At 51.8% G+C, this 23,036-nt stretch carries 19 protein-coding genes; 10 read left to right on the forward strand and 9 right to left on the reverse strand.

The features are described 5' to 3' along the window. The first annotated feature begins 43 nt into the window (after positions 1–43). Genes ACMGGR_RS02770 through ACMGGR_RS02785 form a run of 4 tightly spaced genes read left to right on the forward strand, consistent with a single transcriptional unit; the run spans position 44 to position 3,651 of the window. Positions 44–1,075, forward strand: coding sequence for a hemin-degrading factor (locus ACMGGR_RS02770; RefSeq protein ID WP_414148107.1), 1,032 nt, complete (start codon positions 44–46; stop codon positions 1,073–1,075). After that, positions 1,072–1,890, forward strand: a complete 819-nt coding sequence (locus ACMGGR_RS02775; protein ID WP_414148108.1) for a heme/hemin ABC transporter substrate-binding protein — start codon at positions 1,072–1,074, stop codon at positions 1,888–1,890. Before ACMGGR_RS02770 ends, ACMGGR_RS02775 begins: the two co-directional genes overlap by 4 nt. Positions 1,891–1,892: 2 nt before the next feature. Then, a complete protein-coding gene (locus ACMGGR_RS02780) occupies positions 1,893–2,885 on the forward strand; it encodes a FecCD family ABC transporter permease (RefSeq protein ID WP_414148900.1) in 993 nt (330 codons plus the stop codon). Then, positions 2,878–3,651, forward strand: coding sequence for a heme ABC transporter ATP-binding protein (locus tag ACMGGR_RS02785; protein ID WP_414148109.1), 774 nt, complete (start codon positions 2,878–2,880; stop codon positions 3,649–3,651). The genes ACMGGR_RS02780 and ACMGGR_RS02785 overlap by 8 nt, the downstream gene beginning before the upstream one ends. Before the next feature lie 44 nt (positions 3,652–3,695). On the opposite strand, the gene mrdA is transcribed toward ACMGGR_RS02785, so the two are convergent. Then, complete coding sequence (mrdA, locus tag ACMGGR_RS02790) at positions 3,696–5,591, reverse strand: penicillin-binding protein 2 (protein WP_246759997.1); 1,896 nt, start codon at positions 5,589–5,591, stop codon at positions 3,696–3,698. Positions 5,592–6,152: 561 nt separating this feature from the next. Between mrdA and ACMGGR_RS02795 the strand changes: the two genes are divergently transcribed. Further along, positions 6,153–7,253, forward strand: coding sequence for an NADH:flavin oxidoreductase/NADH oxidase (locus tag ACMGGR_RS02795; protein ID WP_246759998.1), 1,101 nt, complete (start codon positions 6,153–6,155; stop codon positions 7,251–7,253). Between the two features lie 81 nt (positions 7,254–7,334). Here ACMGGR_RS02795 and ACMGGR_RS02800 read toward each other — a convergent pair whose 3' ends face one another. The 6 genes from ACMGGR_RS02800 to ACMGGR_RS02825 form a co-directional block, all read right to left on the reverse strand. Then, positions 7,335–7,961, reverse strand: a complete 627-nt coding sequence (locus ACMGGR_RS02800; RefSeq protein ID WP_246759999.1) for a helix-turn-helix domain-containing protein — start codon at positions 7,959–7,961, stop codon at positions 7,335–7,337. 43 nt (positions 7,962–8,004) lie between these two features. Then, positions 8,005–9,138, reverse strand: a complete 1,134-nt coding sequence (locus ACMGGR_RS02805) for a fimbrial protein (RefSeq protein ID WP_246760000.1) — start codon at positions 9,136–9,138, stop codon at positions 8,005–8,007. 6 nt (positions 9,139–9,144) lie between these two features. Beyond that, a complete protein-coding gene (locus tag ACMGGR_RS02810; RefSeq protein ID WP_414148110.1) occupies positions 9,145–11,766 on the reverse strand; it encodes a fimbria/pilus outer membrane usher protein in 2,622 nt (873 codons plus the stop codon). A 70-nt stretch (positions 11,767–11,836) separates the two neighbouring features. Next, entirely contained in the window at positions 11,837–12,517 is a 681-nt protein-coding gene (locus ACMGGR_RS02815) for a fimbria/pilus periplasmic chaperone (protein ID WP_414148111.1), read from the reverse strand. Positions 12,518–12,574: 57 nt separating this feature from the next. After that, positions 12,575–13,111, reverse strand: coding sequence for a fimbrial protein (locus ACMGGR_RS02820; protein ID WP_246760003.1), 537 nt, complete (start codon positions 13,109–13,111; stop codon positions 12,575–12,577). 90 nt (positions 13,112–13,201) lie between these two features. Continuing rightward, a complete protein-coding gene (locus tag ACMGGR_RS02825) occupies positions 13,202–13,609 on the reverse strand; it encodes a winged helix-turn-helix domain-containing protein (RefSeq protein ID WP_246760004.1) in 408 nt (135 codons plus the stop codon). Positions 13,610–15,082: 1,473 nt separating this feature from the next. Here ACMGGR_RS02825 and ACMGGR_RS02830 point away from each other — a divergent pair. Further along, a complete protein-coding gene (locus ACMGGR_RS02830) occupies positions 15,083–15,673 on the forward strand; it encodes a YopT-type cysteine protease domain-containing protein (RefSeq protein WP_414148901.1) in 591 nt (196 codons plus the stop codon). Positions 15,674–15,862: 189 nt separating this feature from the next. Here ACMGGR_RS02830 and ACMGGR_RS02835 read toward each other — a convergent pair whose 3' ends face one another. Both ACMGGR_RS02835 and ACMGGR_RS02840 read right to left on the reverse strand, forming a co-directional pair. Next, positions 15,863–15,994 carry a hypothetical protein gene (locus tag ACMGGR_RS02835; protein ID WP_414148112.1) on the reverse strand — a complete coding sequence of 44 codons (132 nt, stop codon included), beginning with the start codon at positions 15,992–15,994 and terminating at the stop codon, positions 15,863–15,865. A gap of 612 nt (positions 15,995–16,606) precedes the next feature. Then, complete coding sequence (locus ACMGGR_RS02840; RefSeq protein WP_414148113.1) at positions 16,607–16,951, reverse strand: hypothetical protein; 345 nt, start codon at positions 16,949–16,951, stop codon at positions 16,607–16,609. Between the two features lie 241 nt (positions 16,952–17,192). On the opposite strand from ACMGGR_RS02840, the gene ACMGGR_RS02845 reads away from it, so the two are divergent. The 4 genes from ACMGGR_RS02845 (at position 17,193) to ACMGGR_RS02860 (ending at position 22,883) form a co-directional block, all read left to right on the forward strand. Beyond that, positions 17,193–18,224 (forward strand): Gfo/Idh/MocA family protein, encoded by a 1,032-nt coding sequence (locus tag ACMGGR_RS02845; RefSeq protein ID WP_414148114.1) that lies wholly within the window; start codon positions 17,193–17,195, stop codon positions 18,222–18,224. A 159-nt stretch (positions 18,225–18,383) separates the two neighbouring features. Further along, the gene (locus ACMGGR_RS02850) at positions 18,384–19,178 is read left to right on the forward strand and encodes an arylamine N-acetyltransferase family protein (protein WP_414148115.1); all 795 of its coding nucleotides are present in this window, start codon (positions 18,384–18,386) and stop codon (positions 19,176–19,178) included. A 324-nt stretch (positions 19,179–19,502) separates the two neighbouring features. Further along, on the forward strand, positions 19,503–21,839 hold the full coding sequence (locus ACMGGR_RS02855) for a TonB-dependent siderophore receptor (RefSeq protein WP_414148116.1): 2,337 nt from the start codon (positions 19,503–19,505) through the stop codon (positions 21,837–21,839). Between the two features lie 102 nt (positions 21,840–21,941). Continuing rightward, positions 21,942–22,883, forward strand: a complete 942-nt coding sequence (locus tag ACMGGR_RS02860) for an alpha/beta hydrolase (RefSeq protein ID WP_414148117.1) — start codon at positions 21,942–21,944, stop codon at positions 22,881–22,883. Positions 22,884–23,036 lie beyond the last annotated feature (153 nt).

A 23,036-nucleotide genomic window follows, 5' to 3' on the forward strand; every position in this document is an offset into this window, starting at 1 on the left:
ATTAACTTTGCCCTGCGCAGGCGCAGGGCTGTATGGAGAGCAGATGATGAACCTTTTTCAACGTTACCAGCAGCTGAAAGCTGAACACCCTAAAAAATATGCTCGCGATCTGGCCGACATGCTGGGCGTTAGCGAAGCTGAGCTAACCCATGCCCGCATGCAGGAAGATGCCGTAGCGCTGAAGCCGGATGCCAGAGCGCTGCTAACCGCGCTGGAAGCCGCAGGTGAAACCAAATCCATTACCCGCAACGCTTTTGCCGTACATGAACAGATTGGCCGCTATGAAAATCTGCGTCTCGGCGACCATGCCGGACTGATCCTCAATCCACGCGCGCTGGATCAGCGCCTGTTTCCCCAACAGTGGAAAAGCTTTTTTGCGCTACACGAAGAGACAGCGCGCGGCGAACGCCACAGTATTCAAATCTTTGATGCGCATGGCGATGCAGTGCTAAAAATCTACGCCACGCCAGAAAGCGATATGGCCGCCTGGCATGCTCTTATCGCCGACTTTCGTCTGGCAGAGGCGCCCGAGCTTAGCGTTATCCCCGTTACGCCAGCCAGCCTGAACCCGCAGCCGGACAATGCGGCCATCGAGCAGGAGTGGCGCGCAATGACCGATGTGCATCAGTTCTTTGGGCTCCTGAAGCGGCATAATATTTCACGGCAGCAGGCTTTTCGCGCGGTGCCCAACGATCTGGCGCAGCAGGTGGAGAACAGTGCGCTTAACACACTGCTGACGCAGGCCGTTGAGGACGGCAACGAAATCATGATTTTTATCGGCAACCGCGGCTGCGTGCAAATTTTCACCGGTGCGGTCGAGAAGCTGGTACCGATGGAGAACTGGCTAAATATTTTTAATCCAACCTTTACGCTGCATCTGATGGAGGACACCCTCGCAGAGAGCTGGATCACCCGCAAACCCACGGCCGATGGCTTTGTCACCAGCCTGGAGCTGTTTGCCGCTGACGGCACGCAGATAGCGCAGCTGTACGGCCAGCGTACAGAAGGCGAGCCGGAGCAGGCGCGCTGGCGCGAGCAGGTGGCGCTTCTGGTCGGTGAGGGCGCAGCGGCATGAAACACTGGCTGATTGCACTGCTGGCGTTGCCCTTTGCGCTGATGGCGGAAGAGCGGGTCATCACCATTGGTGGCGACGTCACAGAGATAGTCTATGCGCTGGGTGCCCAACAGGATCTGGTGGCGCGCGACTCCACCAGCCTGCGGCCTGCGCTGGCAACAAAATTGCCGGACGTGGGCTATATGCGTCAGCTCAACGCGGAAGGGATTCTGGCGATGCGGCCAACGCTGGTGATTGCCAGCGAGCTGGCGAAGCCTTCGCTGGCGTTGCAGCAGGTCGCGCAGGCTGGCGTAAAAGTTGTCACGGTAACCGGCGAACCTTCGCTGGCGGCCATTCATCAAAAAATTGCTACCGTTGCCAGCGCGCTGCATCAGGAAGAAGAGGGCAAAGCGCTGGAAGCGAAGCTGGACAGCCAGCTGGCCGACGTGAATGAGAAGCCGCTGCCGGTAAAAGTGCTGTTCATCCTTAGCCATACCGGTATGAAGGCGCAGGCTGCCGGAACGGGCACGGCGGCGGATGGTGCCATCCGTAGCGCAGGGCTGGTTAACGCGATGGGCAACGTGCCGCACTATCAGGCGCTCACCCAGGAAGGCATTGTAGCCAGTGCGCCGCAGCTGGTGGTTATCGGGAGAGATGGCATGAAGGCGCTGGGCGATGAAGAAGCTATCTGGCAGCTGCCCGGGCTGGCGCTGACTCCGGCGGGCAAACATCGCAATCTGCTGGTGGTGGATGAGATGGCGCTGCTGGGTTTTGGGCTACATACGCCTGAGGCTATTGCCAGATTGCGTAAAGCGGCGCAAGCGATAGCGCAATGAAAATGAACGTGCGGCGCGGACTATGGCTAATGCTTGCGTTGACGGTAACGACGGCACTGTTTGCCGCCGGAACGGGCGCAATGCGGCTGTCGCTGCCGATGGTCTGGCGCGCGCCTGCCGACAGTATGATCTGGCAGATTTGGTGGACTATCCGGCTGCCGCGCGTGCTGCTGGCTATGCTGGTCGGCAGCGCGCTGGCGGTCTCCGGCGCGACGATGCAGGGCCTGTTTCGCAATCCGCTGGCCGATCCCGGCCTGCTTGGCATCAGCAGCGGTGCTTCCCTGGCGCTGGCTTGCGCAATAGTGATGCCCTTAACGCTTCCCGCCGTGCTGGCTTTATGGTGGCCCATGCTGGCCGCCTTTGTCGGTAGCCTGGCCGTGACCATGGTTATTTTTCTGTTGAGCCGCCGTAGCCGCACCACGCTTTCCCGCCTGCTGTTGGCCGGTATCGCCATTAACGCTATCTGCGGTGCGGCGGTTGGCGTGCTCTCCTGGCTCAGCAACGACCAGCAGCTGCGCCAGCTTTCGCTGTGGGGCATGGGATCGCTGGGGCAGGCGCAGTGGTCGACGGTGTCGGCCTGCACCGCGCTGGTTATTCCGGCCATGCTGGCCACGCAGTGGCAGGCAAAACGGCTGAATTTGCTACAGCTGGGTGATGAAGAAGCGCACTATCTTGGCGTTAACGTCAGGCAGACGCAGCGCGTGCTGCTGGTGCTCAGCGCGCTGTTAGTCGCCGCTGCGGTGGCAGTAAGCGGCGTGATCGGTTTTATCGGCCTGGTGGTGCCGCATCTGATCAGGCTTTGCGCTGGCGGCGACCATCGCTGGCTCCTGCCTGCCTCCGCGCTGCTGGGGGCCATGCTGCTGATGGTGGCCGATACGCTGGCGCGCACGCTGGTGGCACCAGCAGAAATGCCGGTTGGCTTATTAACCAGCCTGCTGGGCGCGCCGTGGTTTTTATGGTTGATATTGCGCAGACGGGAAAGCGGCGATGAGTAACCTGTTGCAGGCCAGCCAGCTCTCTTACCGCGTCGGTTCACGTCTGCTGATCGACGGCGTTTCATGCACGCTAAAGCCGGGAGAAATGGTTGCGCTGATTGGCCCCAACGGCGCAGGAAAATCCACGCTGTTACGTATGTTAACCGGCTATCTGCCGCCTGATTCAGGAGAATGCCTGCTCGAGGGACAGCCCGTTGGCCGTTGGCCGCGCGAAAAGCTGGCCCGCACCCGCGCAGTGATGCGGCAACAAAGTCACGTTGAATTTCCCTTAAGCGTGCGCGAAGTCGTGGCAATGGGACGCGCCCCCTGGCCGGACGGCTCCCGTTCTGCTGTTACGGATGAGGTGATGCAGCTTACCGGCTGCGAAAGTCTGGCGCGCCGCGATTACCGTCGGCTTTCCGGCGGCGAACAGCAGCGGGTTCAGCTGGCGCGAGTGCTGGCCCAGCTCTGGCATGACGACGGGCCGCGCGGCTGGTTATTTCTGGACGAGCCGACCTCGGCGCTGGATCTTTATCACCAGCAGCATGCTCTGCGCCTGCTGCACCAGCTAAGTCGAACAGGCCAGCTGGCGGTCTGCTGCGTATTGCACGATCTTAACCTGGCGGCGCTCTGGTCTGACACCATGCTACTGCTGCATAAGGGCAAACTGGTGGCCAGCGGCACGCCCGCTGAGGTAATGACCGAACGGACGCTGACGCACTTCTATCAGGCTGAACTGGATGTTTACCACCACGGCGTCGTGCCGCAAATTATGCTGCGGCGTTAATGGGCGGTGATAGCATCTGTTATCACCGCCCGATGCCGGGAGGATTACTGCGCGGTCATGTTGCTTTGCGGATCGGCAGTGGGCGCCATTGGCGTGACGTCCGGCGGCAGGAAAATATGGTCAAGAATATTTCTTACCAGCGGCGCAGCCGTGACGCCGTTAATCCCGCCGTTTTCCAGAATCAGCGCTATCGCCACTTTAGGCTTATCGAACGGCGCAAAAGCGGTATAAAAAATATGGTCGCGCAGCCGCACAGGGATCATTTTGGCGTTATAGACCTGGTTCTGCTTCAGGCCAAATACCTGTGAAGTCCCGCTTTTCGCCGCAATGCCGTAAGGCGCGGTATGGAAATATTTATAGCCGGTGCCGTTAGGCGCGTTGGCCATACCGAACATCGCCCGGCGCACTAATCCCCAGTAAGGAGAGTTAGCATCGCCAATCTGCTGTGCGGGCAGCGTTGGCTGCCAGAGCGTTACGTTTTTACCCTGTTTCTCTTCATACATCAGATGCGGCTGAATAACGCGACCGTTATTAATCAGCGTCGCCATCGCTTTTACCATCTGAATCGGCGTCGCTATCCAGTAACCCTGACCGATGCCCACGGAAACGGTATCGCCCTGGTACCAGCCTTTCTTATGCACCTTCTGCTTCCATTCGCGGCTGGGCAGCAGGCCGTTGTACTCTTCGTTGAGATCGATGCCGGTCGATTTGCCGTAGCCGAACTGGCTGAGCATGGTATGAATGCGGTCAATGCCCATCATAAAAGCGACCTGATAAAAGAAGGTGTCCGCTGACTCTTCAATCGCGCGCGTCACGTCCAGCATGCCGTGTCCTGACTTCTTCCAGTCACGGTATTTACGCTCGGTGCCGGGCAGCGTCCAGGTTGGTGCGCCAAAAAAGCTGGTTTGCGGCGTGATCACGTGGGTTAACAGCGCCGACATGGCCATATAGGGCTTAACGGTAGAAGCAGGCGGATAAAGGCCCTGGGTCACACGGTTGATCAACGGCAGATCTTTATTTGCCAGCAGGGTCTTATAGGCTTTGTAACTGATGCCTTTCACAAACGGGTTAGGATCGTAGCTGGGGCTGGAAACCATCGCCAGCACTTCGCCATCCTTTGGATTTTCAATCAGCACCGCGGCGCGCTGGCCGACCAGCTGCGTTTCGACATACTGCTGTAAATGCAGGTCCAGCGTCAGATAGATATTTTTTCCGGCAACGGGCGGCACCTCTTTCAATACGCGGATCACGCGGCCGTGGTTATCCACTTCCACTTCCTGATAGCCGGTTTTGCCGTGCAGGACCGATTCGTAGTAGCCTTCAATGCCCTGTTTGCCGATGTTGTGGTCGGCGGCATAGTTCTCGCTGATGCCCGCCTTATCCAGCCGTTTATAATCGTTGTCGTTAATTTTTGAGACATAGCCGACCACGTGCGCCAGGTCAGCACCGTAAGGATACTGGCGATCTTCGTAGCTATTGATATCGACGCCGGTAAATTTGAACTGGTTAACCGAAAAGCGCGCGACCTCTTCGTCAGTCAGCTCGGTTTTCAGCACGACCGGCTTGTAGCGGCTGGCGCTATGAAGGTTATGGGTGAAGGTTTCGATATCTTCGGCGGAAAGGTCGACAATTGGTGTTAGCTGGGCCAGTAACGCCTTCATATCCTGTACTTTATAGGGCAGGATCTCAATGTCATACCAGGTAACATTTTTTACCAGCGGGATGCCATTACGGTCGTAAATGATGCCGCGCGTGGGCGCAACGGGGATCATTTTTATATCGTTTTCGTTGGAACGCGTCTGGTAGTACTTGTTTTGTTCAATCTGCAGATGCCAGAGGTTAACGCCGAGGGTGACAAAACCCGCCAGCACTATCCCAAAGGCGACCAGTGCCCTGCGAACAAACAGCTTCTCTTCTTCTGCAAAATCTCTGAATTTCATTACCGGGCAATCGCGTCGCTTTCATTTTCTTGCAACATGATAGAGATTACTCAACAAATCACGACCTGAAAGATGCATCCCCGGCAAATAAAGTGTGACATTTATTGTCGTTGTAACAAGGGCGATTACGAATAGCTGAGTAATAATGATGGCGCCATAAACAGCGTTATATTTCTGTATTAGAAGCCACCCACCAGGGGCGCTTTATCCCCATTGCTGTAAGAGTAATGCTGTTTTTATGGCCTTTCGTCCTATCTGTACTTCAAAAGCGTGCAGGCTGGTTCGGCAGCGGCTGACCGCTTTTGCCGTGTCGCTTCGCAGCATTAACCGCTTATCTCCTCCTGCGCGATTGCCCTAATAATCCAGCAATAGCTGGCACACGCATTTTGCCATCCGCGTTTGCAGCCACGCCGCTTGTTGCACCATCCTGCGTTTTGTCTCAAGCGGTGGCCAATCCGTAGTTAAATCGCAATAGCGGTTCAACTGACCAGCTTATCGCGCTCAGCCCGTATGGCTCTGGCGGTAAGCCTGTCATTATGCTTAACAAACCATGAGGTTTTTATGTCAGGGTTATTTTCCCCTTTTACGCTGAAAGACGTGACTTTACGTAACCGCATCGCTGTACCGCCGATGTGTCAGTACACCGCTGAAGATGGACTAAGCAATGAATGGCATCGTGTCCACTACGCCAGCCTGGCTCGTGGCGGCGCGGGGCTGGTGATTGTCGAAGCAACGGCAGTCGCGCCCGAAGGCCGTATTACCCCGGGCTGCCTTGGCATCTGGACAGATGAACAGGCTGAAAAACTGGCGGTTATCGCGCGTGAAATCAAAGCCGCTGGCGCCGTGCCCGGCATCCAGATTGCGCATGCGGGACGCAAAGCCAACGCCAATCGTCCATGGGAAGGTGACGATCATATCGCGAAAGACGATCCGCGCTACTGGGAAACGCTGTCACCTTCCGCCACGGCTTTTGGTGCTAACCTGCCGCAGGTGCCGCATGAAATGACGCTGGAAGATATCGCTCGCGTGCGTAACGATTTCGCCGTAGCGGCTCAGCGCGCGCGCGATGCGGGTTTTGAATGGCTGGAGCTGCATTTTGCACACGGCTACCTGGCGCAAAGCTTCTTTTCCGTGCATGCCAACCAGCGCACCGATCAATACGGCGGCAATCTGGAAGGGCGTAGCCGCTTCCTGCTGGAAACGCTGGCGGCCGTACGTGAGCAGTGGCCAGAAAACCTGCCGTTAACAGCGCGTTTTGGCGTTATTGAATATGACGGTCGCGACGAAGAAACGCTGGCTGAATCGATTGAACTGACGAAGAAATTCCGCGCAGGCGGACTGGATCTGTTAAGCGTCAGCATTGGTTTCTCTACGCCTGAAGCCACTATTCCCTGGGGCCCGGCTTTCCTGGCACCGATAGCCGAGCGGGTGCGTCGCGAGGCGAACATTCCGGTCGCTTCCGCCTGGGGAATTGATGCGCCAGCCATCGCTAACGAAACGATTGAAAAAAATCAGCTGGATCTGGTCATGGTAGGTAAAGCGCATCTGGCCAATCCTAACTGGAGCTACAAAGCCGCGCTGGCACTGAAAGAGGAAAGGCCATCCTGGGTGCTGCCAGCCTCCTATGCGCACTGGCTGGAACGCTACCGCGTCAGCGAATAAACGGGCCGCGCCGTCCATGGCGCGGTACGCTTTGCTCTGGCCGCGACAGCAGCTTGCAGGAGGCGCTTTGCCTCCTTTTTTCTACAGCGGATGAGGGAAATTCGGTACTGCAGGGTAGCGGAAATCAGCATAGCTGTTATTGAAACCGGAATAGAGATTAAGGATTTCCTTATAACAAACCAGCGACATATCATTTATTCGGGTCATACCCAGTTTACGGACGGCGCTCTGTTTATGAGAGCTGATAGTTTTGACTGAAACGTTCAGCTTACGTGAAATAAGAATCGCTGAATTGCCTGACGAAAGTTCTTTCATAATCAAAGATTCTTTTCTGGACAGTGGGCTACAGTGTGAGGTAATGCCGTCGGCGGAACCTTTAAATAAGGGAATAAACTTTTTTAACGCACTTTTTTTTGAAATAAGCCAGTAGGGGTGAAAGCCGGTATGCTCACCCTGTAAAGGAAGATCGATAATAAATGCGACATTAATACCAAAATAATCGATATTCTTTGCCATTCCCAGCTTGGTGTGGCAGTTTTTAAAGTTGATGTCGATAATTACCACGTCGCCTTTAATTAAGTTTCCGGGGCAAAATTCGGCCAGCCATTTTTCATAGCTATAGTCCCTCATCATGATATTATTTGCCGACAGAAAATAACGCATGCCTGCCAAAAAATAAACGTCGTCAGAAATAACATATAGGCTCATAGTTCCCTCTTGATTTTATCCTGGCTACTGCGCGATCCCTCATTCAGTAGTAACTAATGGTAAAGGTTACGGTCGCATCTGCTCTTCCTGCGTTTACGGTGGATTCTGTCTGAATATAGCGGGCGATCAGCGGCATGGTTTGGGTCGTCAACGTGTCATTCTGCATGGTGTAATTTTTGCTGCCGTTCAGATTGACCAGAGTGGGTGAGCTATCGCTGGTGCTGCCATAAGCCAGCTGGATGCCCACGCCGGTCGCGCTGTCGCTCCCCGTTTTCAGGCCAATGATGCCGTTTGTACTGTTTACAATGGCGGTATTAGGCGACAGGGACAGCGTCAGGACATTATTTGTTATTGCCCCCATGCCACTGCTGCCGTTATCTGAGTTCCAGGTATTTCTGCCGTCGTTCAGCATGCCGTAGAACCTTGGGCAGTCGGTTAACTTAATTGAGGCGTCTACCCATGCGCTGGTGCTGCCTGGCCGGGTAAAGCTTTGGGTTTCATGTTTACCCATAGGGACGGTAACGTCGGGCGTGGTGCAGGTTTTTGATACGATCCTTAATGCACCGGTAAAGCTCAGGCTTCCCAGGTTTAAGCCCGAGACGTTCTGTGCAGAGAAGTCATATTTCATCGTAGGCAATCGTGAGCCACTAATGGTACCGGGCGTCACAGTGCCGGTTTTAATCAGGACAATATCAAAATCAAAACCGGTACTCGCTTCCCAGATGTGGGCGTCGTCTTTAGTCGTATCGTACACCCAGTCGTTTGAACTAAACGGCACGATGGAGGAGGAGTTACTTCTGTAGATGGCAATGCCTATTCCCGCTACGCCGGTTTCGTAGACTTTCCCGGCGAAGCTGCCATTGGCCCAGGTTGATGGCGAATTGGGCGTCGTGCTGTAGTAATAGCTTATGGTTGGCTGATATCTGACCGTACTACTCGAGCAGATGATGCGCATGGCGCGTGAAGGTTTAAAATATTGACGGTAAATAATTGTGCCTTCGCTAACGTCAGGCCCCACGGTCAGATTACCGCTTTGTAAGGGCAAGGTGTAATTTATCACGCCGTAGCCGGGGACAAGACTACAGCTGAGGGCAAAAACCTGCCCGGACCAGCCAGCGGCTGCACTCAGCAACACAAGAAAGAAGCCATACTTTTTCGCCAGGCAGAATGTTTTCATTTTTTACTATCCGTGAACGTTATCGTTTTGATTTTTTACGTCAGCCATTTTTTGCCGGGCTGGCTGGCTGTCTGCCATCGCTTCACAAACGCTGTTAAAACGCTGGATTTCGCTCTGGCGGGCTCCCTTAGCCTGCGGCATCAGGACGTAATTCAGGCTGCACTGCATGCCCGGACCTTCTCCCCACTGCACCTGCAATTCTCCCCGCTCTTCCTGAACGCGCACGTAAACTTCGCCCCCCTGTCCGACCATGCCGACATGATTGCCCTTGCTATCGACAACGCTGGCGCCAAAAGCAACCGGGTCGCCCTGGTAGGTGGCGGTAATCAGCAGTGGGGTGCCGCGAAAGGTGTCATATTTCACCTTCACCACGGCCCCAGACCAGGGCGCGATCCTGAGCGTGGTGTTACCCAGCTCGACGTCGCTTGCTATGCCGTTAGGATCCAGGGAGATTTCATTAAGCTGATAGGCATTCAGGTGGGGTACGACCGCATAACCGTTCCAGTCGACATAAATACCCGGGTAGGTTGAAACATTGGCCCCCTGGGCGCCTTTTGCTTCAACCAGTGCAAAGGTATCGGAAGTGTAAGGCGTTAGCGTTAGCCCGCCGGCATGGCCGATCAGCGTACCGCTCATGCCTGCGGAGAAGCTTTTATAGCCCGCTCCTTTGCTATAGCCTGCATTGAGATGGGTGACGGGGCTCCGCCACGATCCGCTCAGCGAGCCGCTGCTGCCCGTGCCCTGGTTGGCGTTCGCCGCCGTGGCGTTGTAACCAAACTGGCTTACGCTGCCAGCCGTGCCGGAAACGGATGCCTGTTCCGTTGAGCGGCCCGTTGTATTGTGGGCAAGATCAACGCGCAGCTGCGGCGTATGGGCTTCATCATTTCTGCCCAGCGGCAGACTAAAGTTGAGCAAATAGTTATTTTGCGTGGTGCCGTAAAGCGAGTAGGTACGATTAACGCTCATGCCCCAGGTTAATTTTTTATAAGTGTTGTTATAACCCAGCTGATACTGCTTGCTGCTGCCGTCCCGGTTCCAGTAATTCTGCAGGGAGCTACTCAGATAGAAGCGTCCCCAGCTGTCAGGCAAACCCTGGCTGACATTAACAACAAAACGATTTTTAGCTCGCCAGACGGTATCGCTGGAGAGCCCGTTACGCAGCGCCTGCCGCGTTTGTTCTGCGGTTAAAAAATCCATGTAGCCGCCGGTAGAAAAGCGATAAGCCGCCAGCGAGATCTGGCTGCTGGTATCGGAAACGGTTTTGCTGTAGCTGAGCTGATAACTTTGCCCGCTCTGGCTGCCATCGTTGCCGTTACCCAGACGGGTACGCGCCTGCGTGGCATCCAGGGAAAAAGCGCCAAATTCAGTACCCAGCGCCGTACCAGCCTGCAGCGCATAGTAATGCGGGCTGGCCTGCAAGCCGCTGTAGGCGGTGAGCATATTGTTCAGGCCATACTGAAGCGTGGCCTGATAGATGGCGGGTTTTTCAGAAAGCGAACGGCTGCGCAGCTTGCCTGCGGTGATGGCATAGCGGCTGTTACCCGGCCTGAGAAGCTGGGCAACGGAAGAGTAAGGCACGGAAAAATACTGCTCGCTGCCATCAGATTCACGTATCGTGACGTCCAGGTTGCCGCCGTAGCCGGTAGGGTAAAGATCGTTAAGCAGGAAGTCGCCCGGCGGCACGGTGGTTTCGTAAATAACCTGACTCCCCTGACGCACGGTAACCCGCGCGCTGGTGCGGGCAATCCCGCGAATTTCGGGCGCATAACCGCGAAGCGAGTTTGGCAGCATTTTTTCGTCGCTGGCAAACTGTATGCCGGAAAAGGGAAACGAATCAAACAGCTGGCCAGAAGTGTACGACTGGCCGAGCAGTATCCTGCCATCCAGCGCAGGAATATCATGCTGTAGATAAGTATTAATCGCGCTGTATTTTTTTTGACCGTGCTCTGTCCAGTTCCAGCTGCCGTTATGGCGTAAATACCAGCTGGCTATGTTGATTCCCGCATTGAGGCCGGCATACAGCGTTTTATAGCGGGTGCCTCCGCTTTCACTGCTGTAGGCGCTGGCGTTATAGCCAAGCATGGCGGCAGGAATGCCGCTGTCCCAACGATTTTTATTAACATAGCCGCGCGCATACTGCTGGATATAAAGCTGCGGGATAACGATATCCAGCCGCTGTTCGTTACTGTCATAATTTACGCGGATGCCGGCTGCCAGATTATGCAGATTGATACAGTCTTCACCTGCTACCCGGGCGGAAAAATCTGCGGGCAATTTATCATATTTAAAAGGGATATCTTTTATAATCTCCCTGGTCAGGCAGGGGTAAACACGGTCATCGGGCGCGCTTTTAAATTCAAGTTCATAGGTGCCCGTCGTATTATCATTGACATAAATTATCGTCCGGTAGATGCCGGGCAGGGCAGAAGCGCCGTTAGCAAATCGGCTAAGATCTATCTTCTTTCCCTCGCCGAGGTTAAGAAAGCCGGGGTCAAATTCAACGTTCTTAGCGATCTCCTGCGAAGCAATATCAGATGAAGCAAGCGCATATGCAGGCGATAGAATGGAAAACAAAAAAGCCAGTTCTGCTCTTCTCCATTTATTTCTCCGGGCCAGAGCGTTTTTCATAAAAATCCTTTTTATAAAAAAAACGGTAAAACGTCTCAGGCAAGTCTGATGACGTTATTGCAAATAGCGGCTAGTTAATTTGCGATTCAAACTCTACTATCGCGCCAAAGTCATTAACGTAGATTCCAGAGATTTTTTCTCCAGTAGCGCCAGATATGTTAAATGTGTTCTCTGCGAAAGGCGCAATCATATCGGCATCAATTTTTTTTCCATTGATAGTGATGCTTATCAGTGAAGCATAATAGGGGGTCGGGTTTTTTCCTGTAATCCCCGCTCCCTTTTTTTGCCATATTATTTTCTTTGCCGTATCGTTAGCATTACCCTCAAGCTTTGTCGGCCGGAAAAAAAGCTTAATGCGGGAGCGAAAGGCCATCTGCAAATAATTTTCCTGCTTAAGTGCGGGATCTTTAGACGGGATCTCAAGCACGTTTAGCCAGTAAATCGATTCACGATCTTCGGGCAACGTTTGTCTCGTGTAGCTTATACGCAGCGTTTGTCCCTTTCCCGGCTCTACGCGATTGATCGGCGGCGTTAAAACAAAGGGAACATGAATCGTTTCCGGTTTTGCCTTAACGTCACCATCATCAATCCAGCTTTGTATCAAAACGGGTCTTTTCCCTTTGTTATTGAGTTTTACGCTAACTTCCCTGGCATCGGCAGGATAAATTACCCTGGTGCCGGTAATGACCACGCTGGCATAAACAGCCTGATTGAACGCAGCAAATAAAAAAAAACAGACAAACTTATTCATGCTACCCACTTTTAATAATGAAAAGCAGAGAGAGTTACCTCTCTCTGCAATGAACATTTACTTGTACTGCAGACCATAAACTACGTTGCTGGAAACCAGACCAGCAGTGGTAGTGCCTTCGGCATAGTAGCGTACGGCGTAATACAGCGTTGCCTTACCATCGGTGTCATAGGTAGCAAAGGTATTATTAGACTGGCTTTGCTGACCGATGGCAATTACAGCGTTGTTGTTATGCGGTTCCACCAGCTGCAGGGATACGTTAGTCGCACCTTCAGTGGTCTGATTATCCAGGCGACCATTACTATTTACCGTTGGGCCTGCTGAGAAAAAAGCAGCGACCGTTTTAAGCGTGCCCTTACAGTCCGTCAGGTCCATAGCAAATGCGGTTTCGCCTGCTGTCGTACCGGCGGTTGCCAGATCGCCAATTCCTGCTGTAGGTAGTTTAATAGTTGGGTTTTGTACACCATCAATGAGAACGTTACAGGAAGTTGCTGTCAGTTCACCATTAAAGGTAATGGTCCCCGTTGAGGTAGCCTGCGTGTTCATACCGATAAATGCGGTTACCACGGCTGCAGCTATCGCTAGCTTTTTCATTGAATATCCTTATTTATAAAACGTTAAAAAATCCATCCTTTTACTGTCAGGATTGGTTGTCCCCTGAAAAGGGGTATTTGTAGAAAACAACTACAAATTCTTTACATCACAATAATAAATTGGCATGACCCGGTCTTTATTAATACAGAATCCTTTAATATGATCTTTTTCTGCTTTAATAATAAAGTCTTCAGGGATCCCCATCATAATAAGTTTATTTTTAAGGCAGCGCATGACCTGCCACAGACGTTGAGAGGAGGAGCTCAGGCCGTGATTATCCCAGACGTTAGTCAATATCTCTTCGTTACCAATAACGTTACCATTGGCGTTTTCCAGCAGATAAATAAAGAGGCGCATCATGGTTTTTCTTAATCTTATTACGCTGCGGCTTTTTTCATTAGTCAACTGAGTGATGTTGATAATCCTGTTTTGTGAGATGTTAACCTGAATATCGGACTCGATCATGTAGCCGTAAACTTTTGCGCTTTTCAAATCCATTTTCATGCCTCCATTTAACGAGTCAGGATAACGTTAAAGCTACGGGTGTTACCCTTTCCTGAATGAAGCCTATATTACCTGTTCTCTTAAAATATCCTCAACACACACCTGAATCTTGTAGTGAGCGCTGTATTTACATCTTAATATGTTATTTTATTGTGTAGTTATGATATTTGCTGGTTTTTTGTTCTTAATTGTTTTTGTTTGTTGGCATTATATGCCAAATTCTTCATATAAATAACCATCAAACTTAAAGTCTATTTTTTTGGTCAGGCCTGGAATAATAATTTGACCGTTTAGCTTACCTGAGTGCTTTTTTTTTACAAAAGCCTATATGACTGGCAACATGGTGTAAGGCTGGCAGGCGATGTGAATTATTTTTTCTTTAATAATATGTATGACTTAGCGATTACATCATTCCTGTGAAACGGTAAGTGCGGCTTATTTGTAGCGAAAAAAATTCTGAATTTGCCAGGACATTTCTCAGTATGCGTTTTTAACGAAAAAACAGACAGAACATAATGTCAGTTTATTTTTAATGGGAATAGTCTCATATTTTTTGGTTTTTACAAGCGATTTGCCTGACTATTTTTATCAGCGATCTTGCGGTCGGGTCTGAAGAGAGAAAGACTTTTTATCTTTAGCGTACTAATTAAAGTGCCGTCATGGCATATTCCCTGTGTTCCAGCATTATCGCGCCGTATCTGATTTTCCCAACGCAATTGGCTATGCCTCTATCCGCCATGTCAGGCGCTTTCCGTATGGCGTCCTCAATCACTTTAACGCCGTGCGGCATCAGGATACCTTTGGGGCCGTTGCTGCTCACGCCCTGAATTTGCCACTCTGGCAGAGGCAGCATAAGAACCCACAATCAGGCGAGCTGCAGGAAATAGTGTCGCACGCCTGTAGCGTAAGAGTGTGACCGTTCATCCGCATCGGGTAAACTCCAGGCCGCAGGCCAGATCGTTGAGCAGTTTATTTTTGGTTTGACTGTTACAGAAGAGTAAAAACCCGCTATGCAATATAAGAAAAAGCATTTTAATGCTGAACGATTTGTCATGGTGGTGAATAAAAATAAATTAAGGTAATTAAAAAAACAGGAGTGTTTAACATATGATTACACTATTCAGCCTCGAACCCAGACTGGCAAATAATTTTTTAGACAGAGAACTGGCGGGTGGAGTGTGCTTAACTGCTGTAATAGACTTTTGCTACTACGAGGTACGTAACTGGCCTCAGACTTACAGTTATTACAATGATGTATTCAAATTTGGGGCCAGGCAGCGTGCGTACACTATGCACTATGCGGCAAACTTTTCGCACGCTGAAACGTACCAGATGATGAACGGCGTTAAGCCAGATATTAACCACTTCTTAATACCTATGATCAGGCAGACCGATGGTATTGACTATGAATATATAATTAATAAAGACTATGTTAGTCAACTGGCGGAGCTGCTTTCCGGCACTTATATGATTATTTTTAGGCATAAATACGGAAGGCACGCAGTAGCCTTGACTTTAAGAAAAGGTAACTGGGTTTTTTTTGACCCTAATTTTGGTTCATTTTTGTGTGATAAAGGAATATTTGAATTTGTTGTTTTTTTAGAGTCTATATACTCAATAGTAGATTTTTTTGCGTTAAAAATTATAAAAAAGAACAGGTTCCCGTTAGAGAAAACGGTTTTTTCCCGCTATGGTCAACGCATTTCGTCCGAGCCGGCGTTGCAGGGTATGACTTCCGCCCACAGGCCCGAGGCTGACGTTCCTGTGCCCGCCCGGCGACGTAGCATTGCTCCGGCACCAGCCCCGCGACGTGGTGCTCCTGTGCCCACCTCGCGACGTAGCACTGCTCCGGTACCAGCCCCGCGACATGGTGCTCCTGTGCCCGCCTCGCGACGTAGCACTGCTCCGGTACCAGCCCCGCGACATGGTGCTCCTGTGCCCGCTCCACGACGTAGCATTGCTCCGGTACCCGTCCCGCGACATGGTGCTCCGGCACCAGCTCCACGCAGTAGTGCTGTTCCGGTGCCGGCATTACGGAAAACGTTCCAGGGGCGCTGATCTGACTGTCAGATAGCCTTTGTTGAATCGATTTTTCAGCTTACAGGCTACGCAAATGTAATTTTTTGCCAGGGAGAGGATTCATTTCCCTGGCCTTTGCCGCGACAGATGCTGCTCACACCCTTTTTCTCACTTAATTGAGGGGAAGAGGAGTCCGGCGGTGCGCAGGATATACACAGCGCAGGCGTGCTACCCTTTATGGGTCTGGCAGCAAAAATAGCAGGCCTTTACCTGTTGACCAAAACGTACCCTGGCAATCGTCATGGCCTGTAGCGGCGCATACAGACTGCCAATAAATACCAGCTTATCTTTGATGGGCATTTTGGGGCAGCCCTGCCTGTGCAACAAATGACAATCCAGCTGTTCTCGCTGCTGAGTCACATAATAATAGTCAGCCTGCATAGCAATTATTCCACCGTAAAGGTCAGTTTTGATGCCGGGTAATAATTTAGAACAGGCATTATAACTTTAATTGGCAGTAAAATGAGACGAGGATATAATTTACAGATAAGTTGCAAAAAAACCTGTTAAGCGTTTTTTACTAATGACTAAAGGTTCGGGCTGGATTTTTTTTAGCAACTAAAAATATTTTTATTAATCTGTTTTATTTATCTTTTCCGCGTGCAGTTATATTGACTGAATTTTAATTTATTATGGTCGTAAAAATAAGGGATGACTACAGGGCTATCGCCAGCCTGGTGTGATGTTAAGGCGTGCTAACTGGTCTGCTCTGTTAATAAGAGAATTATTATTGATGCGCGTGCAGTCTGTTTAGCGCCAGGGATAATTATATTGTGCACCATAGTATGCCAGGGGCTGACCGTGTATGTTTACGATTTAACGCAGGTAAGCTGGTATAAAATGCTGCAATAATGTTAATAAGTAGCAGATGAGCAAAAAGTGCGGGCCGGAGACGCCGAGCCCGCTGACACGCTATTCAGGCTGCTTCGGCATCATCACGGCCAGGCAAGCATCCATTCCCTGATGGGCCTGCGTTTTCTCCATATCGTTCAGTTTCATGTAGCGCTGAATAGCGCCCTGCGCTGATTGTCGGTCAAAAGCGACTTTATCCACCGCGTAAGATGAGTTTTCGTTAATGATGACGTCATGCAGCTTATCGGCAAAGTCCGTTGCCGAAGCCGGTTCACCCATTGCATCAATAACGACGCAGACGGCTGCATAGTAGTGCGGATCCTGCCTGTGCGGCTTAAAAAAGAAGTAAAGAGCAATAGCGACGATGGGCAGCAGAATAAGGCAGGCAGTAGTTTGGCGTTTCATAAGGATGTTCTGAATCTGAAAAGAGTGGCGGCGAGCTTAACGCTTCGCTGGTCTCTGTGCCAGGCGAAAAGAGGCTTTGTTGTCGTCAGGTAGAGATTCAGGCCCTGAGGGTTTTCCATCAAGCGCGCCGTCACTTTCCCGCACTCCTCATCTTATAGTGTTGCTACTGACCGGCGAGGATAGCGTTCCGACGTCGCCGCTTTCCTTGCTGGCGTCAGCTCGTTGATAACAAGGAGCCAGTATGTTCCCTACAGCTTTACCCACACCTGAAACCGCGCATCCGCAGGCTATTCCAGCCTTGCGCTGGGGCATTCTTGGCCCGGGCTGGATCGCGGCGCATTTCGCCAAATCGTTACGGGAAAACAGCTCGCAGAAGCTGGTCGCTGTGGCAGGACGCAATGCGGAGAAAACGCAAGCCTTTGCCGATAAGTGGGCGATTCCGCATACCTTTAGCTCGGCGGAAGAGATGCTTGCCATGAACGATCTGGACGTGATCTATATCGCTACGCCACATAACCATCATTTTCCGGATGGGCTGCAGGCGCTACGGGCCGGTAAGCATGTGTTGATAGAAAAACCTTTGGCGCTAAATGCTACTGAAGGCGCGCAGCTGAAAGCCGAAGCGAAACGCCAGGGCGTGCTCTGTATGGAGGCGATGTGGTGCGACTTTACGCCGAAATATGCCGTGCTGCGCCAGCTGCTGGCTGATGGCGCACTGGGCGAACTGCATACCTTAATTGCCGATCACGGCGAGTTTTTCACCCCCGATCACCGCATTTTCAATGCCGATCTGGCGGGCGGCCCGATGCTGGATTTGGGCAGCTACCTGATTGCCTTTAGCGTCATGACCGGCGGCGCACCAACCTGGGTTCAGGCTATCGGCCAGCTGGCGGAAGGCGGTGTTAACGGCCAGGCCTCTATGCTGTTGCAGCACGCCAACGGCATGCATTCTGTGCTTAATACTACGCTGTTCAGCAATACGCCAGGCAGGGCAGTAATAGCCGGTCGCGACGCCACTATCGTGCTGGATGGACAATTTTACGCGCCGGGCGGCTTTGTCATGACGTCCAGCCAGGGCAACAAAACGCTGCGCTGGGAAGAGCCGCTTAACCGCTACGATCAGCTTTATCACGAAGCGGAGCATCTTGCCTGGTGTGTTGGCCAGGGCTTAATCGATTCGCCTGTCCGGCCGCTTAGCACGTCGCTGATGACGCTGTCCGCGATGGATGAGGTTCGTAGCCAGCTGGGCATCGTGTTTAACGAAGAAAAGTAGTTTATGGACGGGCAGTTTCTGACGCTGAACTAATGAAGAGTAAGGCTGGCGTGCCACGGACGGTGCGCTCTGAGAGGGCATGGCTGACGTGTTAATAGCGTGTTTCTGTATTCCGCAAAGCTGGTAACATAGCTTTTTCCCTCTGAAGAAACTGCCTGCATGAACGCTAATTCCTGTTTCTCCCGCTTTGCTGATATCGCCGGCCTGGCGATATCACCCGTTGCCAGCCTGGAAACGCTAAAAGCACTACACAAGGCATGGCCATCGATTATTCCTTTTGAAAATATTGATGTTTTGCTCGGCAAAAAGGTCAGTATTAACGCCGCTGATATTGCCGAAAAAATGCTGACGAAAAGACGCGGCGGCTACTGTTTTGAACATAATATTTTGTTCGGCGAAATGCTAAAAGAGCTCGGCTTTTCCGTTACCTCTCACCTTGCACGGGTGGTCTGGGGAATGGATACACCGGCGGCGACGCCACAAACGCATACGCTGCTGCTCGTTGCCCTCGACGGCATAAATTATCTTGCCGATGTCGGTTTTGGCGGCGTCAGCCTGACCGCGCCTTTACGGCTGGAAGAGGGAGAACAGCAGGGATTTTTACTGGAGCGATTGCCAGGCGGCGAATGGCTGCTGTCGGCAAACGGTGAAAGCAAACGGCTAATGTATATGGTTAACGAGCAACCCTGTGCTGAAGCGGATATCCTGGTTGCCAGTCATTTTGTTGAAACGTACAGCGAGTCGATATTTCGCCATAATCTGATGATGGCGAAAATAATTAATGGCCGTCAGGTAAATATGTTTAACCGCTGCCAGACAACCTATGGTGCTGAAAAGCAGGAGCAGGAAGCTCAATCGTATGAAGCGTTCTGCACGTTATTAATGGCTTTTTTTGCTAATAGCGATGTATTGAGCGAGACCGAACGTCAGGCCATTTATAAAAAAATAAGCTAACGATAAAGGGCAGGCTGTTAAGCCTGCCTTACCGCAACAAACCATTATTCACGCGCTAAAAATAATAAGGCCGGGCGGCCTTAGCTTACCTGCGTGCGCAATGACGGGTTACGGTACGCTTCCCGGCAGGGTTAAGGATCGTCGAACGGCAGTTTTGAGACGGGTGTTTACTTTTAACCTTATTTAATAAGGGGTTAAGGGAGGGGGGTTTAGGGCCATTCATTCTTCTGCACGCAAAAACCCTGATTGTAATTAATAATCATTCTCACTATAGTGTGTTTTTCCCGCTTTTCCTCTTCCACAGGGCCGGTGACAAATACCATTATGAAAGTTAAGTTTACGTTCTCTCTGTTGGCTTCACTTATTACCTCGAGCCTGGCAATAACTCCGGTATATGCAGAAAATAACGCAAAAGATATAACGGAAACCCAGATAAAAACAGGCGAGAATGCTGCCAAAATAAAGCAAAGCCAGACACAGGAAAATAACCAGAATAAAGATCTGGCTATTAAGGATGAAAAGAGCAGTAGCGAAAATACGATGACGGTTACGGCCCGGCAACAAACGTTACAGGCACCGGGCGTCTCCATTATCGACAGCACGGCAATAAAAAAACATCCCATTCAGCGCGACGTCGCGGAAATTATCCGCACTATGCCTGGCGTTAATCTTACCGGTAATTCTAACAGCGGCCAGCGCGGCAATAATCGCCAGATCGATATTCGCGGTATGGGGCCGGAAAATACGCTGATACTGATTGATGGCATGCCGGTGAGCAGCCGTAATTCAGTACGTTTTGGCTGGAGCGACGAGCGTGATACCCGCGGCGATACCAACTGGGTGCCGCCGGAAATGATTGACCGTATTGAGGTTATCCGTGGCCCGGCCGCCGCGCTTTATGGCAATGGCGCTATGGGCGGCGTGGTCAATATCATTACCAAACCCACCACCGATGCGTGGCACGGCAGTTTTAATTCCTATTTCAACGCGCCGGAGCATAAATCGGAAGGCAGCACCAAACGCTATAATGCCAGCCTGAGCGGCGCGCTGGCTGACAATGTCACCCTGCGGCTCTACGGCAACTGGAATAAAACGCAGGCGGACGCGCAGGATATTAACGAAAGCCACACCACGCCGCGGATTGGATCCTATGCCGGCTCCTGGCCATCCGGGCGCGAGGGCTTTATCAACAAGGACGTGCATTCCGCACTGCGCTGGGCATTTTTACCAAACCAGGCGCTGGAGCTGGATGCGGGCTTCAGCCGTCAGGGCAATCTCTACGCTGGTGATACGCAGAACACCAACAGCAACGCGCTGGTAAAGAAATATTATGGCAAAGAAACCAACGTCCTTTATCGCCAGTCGCTTAGCCTGAAATATACCGGCGCATGGGACAACGGCATCACCACCAGCAACTACGTTCAGTTTGAAAAAACACGTAACACCCGTCTTAACGAAGGACTGTCTGGCGGCATCGCGGGGATTTTCAGCCCCTCCGATGAAGGTTTCTCCACCATTACGCTGTATGACACCAACCTGCACTCAGAGGTTAATCTTCCGCTTGATCTTTGGGTTAATCAGACCGTCACGCTCGGCGCGGAAATGAATCATCAGGCAATGAAAGATCCTGCCTCTAATACCGAATCCACCACCGCGGGCGGCGCGGTAGAAGGCATCGCCAGCTCCGGGCGCGATATAAACAGCTCAGCCGATATTTATGGTATTTATACGGAAGATAATATTGAGCTGACCGATACCACGCGCCTGACGCCGGGAATTCGTTTTAATCACCAGAGCATCACCGGCAGCAACTGGAGCCCGGCGCTGAATCTGTCGCAGGAACTGGGCAGCGACTTTACCCTGAAGCTGGGGATCGCCCGCGCCTGGAAAGCGCCTAATCTCTATCAAACCAACCCCAACTACCTGTTATTCAGTAAAGGACAGGGCTGCTACGACAGCGCGGGCTACTGCTATCTACAGGGAAATCGTGATTTAAAAGCGGAAACCAGCGTCAATAAAGAGATCGGCATTGAATATAACCATGATGATGTACAGGCCGGTCTGACCTGGTATCGCAACGACTACCATGACAAAATCGAAGGCGGCTATACGGCGGAATATTCCAACGGTACTTCGGATGTTTATAAGTGGGAAAACGTGCCGAAAGCGGTGGTGCAGGGACTGGAAGGAACGCTTAATTTCCCGATTACCGCTGCGGTGTCGATGAAAAATAACTTCACCTGGATTATCGACAATCAGAATAAAACCACCGGCGATTACCTCTCCATTATCCCGAAATATACGCTTAATTCGACGCTGGACTGGCAGGCTACGAATGACCTCTCCGTGCAGGGGACGCTGACCTGGTATGGCCGTCAGAAACCGAAAAAATATAACTATAAAGGCGAAGCGACTTCGGGCAGCGAAACCCGTCAGGTAAAACCTTATGCGCTGGTGGGCGTCAGTGCGACCTATAACGTGACCAAAAATCTGGACGTCACGACTGGTATCGACAACCTGTTCGATAAACGTCATTTCCGTGAAGGCAACGCTCAAAGTACCGGTAATGCGACCACGGGTGCCTACCTGTGGGGAGCGGGAGCCAACACCTATAACGAGCCGGGCAGAACGTATTATATGGAGCTGGGACTGCATTTCTGATTACGGATTGCCTGAAAAGCGAAGGATAAAGCAGGGCCGCTTTATCCTTTCGCTATTTTGGGCAGGTGACATTTTAGCAAAATTTATCTTGAGAGCTTGTGCATGAGTCAACGGCATTACCGCAGAATAAACTGGCTACGTATGGCCGCCTTTTTTTTCACTTTCCTCTGTTCATTAAACGCTTACTGTCGGCCAGATATGTCGCCGCTTGGGCCAAATATCGCCGATAAAGGCTCATCATTTTATCACTTCAGCATCCGTACCTTCGCTTCCGCCGACGGCCAGAGGCACTATAAGGTATGGACGGGCGTGCCTGATAAAGCGCCGCCGCCGTCGGGTTATCCGGTGCTTTATCTGCTGGACGGCAATGCGGTGATGGACAGGTTATCGGATGCGCTGCTAAAGCAGCTGGCAGCACAGAATCCCCCTGTCGTTGTCGCCATCGGCTATCAGACCGATAAACCCTTCGATCTGGCCGCCAGAAGCTACGATTATACGCCGCCCGTCATGGAAAACAGTGAGGGCGACGGGCTGGACAGACGAGGCTGGAAGGGGGGCGGTAGCGCTGTTTTTCAACAGTTGCTGGAGAAGAATATTGCACCGCTGGCCGAAAAAGGCCTGCGCATCGACGCCAGTCAGCGCGGTATCTGGGGGCACTCTCTGGGCGGAATATTTGCTCTGAATGCTTATCTCTCCTCCTCTTTTTTTACCTCTTATTACGCCACCAGCCCCACGCTGAACCGTAAATATGTCGGACTGCTTACGCAGCTGGCGGCAATCAACAAGCCAGACTTCTGTGCAAAAAGGCTCTTTTTTATCGAAGGGGACGGCGCGCCAGGCAAAAATCCGCAGGCGCCCGCGCCGGATATTCAGAACAAGGTGCGCGCTACGCTGGCTTTACTGCATACGGAAGGAGTGCCGGTAGCTTACTGGTCGCATCCTGAACTTTCTCACGGTCAGACCTTTAATGCCGGTTTCCAGCAGGCGTTGCTGCATATTGCCGCCCCTGATGCGGCTAAAGCGCTGGCATCCTGCCAGCGCTAATTAAAGGCTTTGCTGTGGGTACCCTGCCAGCGCTAATTAAAGGCGCTGTTGTGGGTACCCTGCCAGCGCTAATTAAAGGCACTGTTGTGAGTATCCTGCCAGCGCTAATTAAAGCCTCTGGTGCTGGCAAGTGTGAACGCTAAACAGCGATAG

This window comes from Erwinia sp. BNK-24-b, assembly GCF_047456155.1.
GTDB classification, from domain to species: Bacteria; Pseudomonadota; Gammaproteobacteria; order Enterobacterales; family Enterobacteriaceae; genus Erwinia; species Erwinia phyllosphaerae.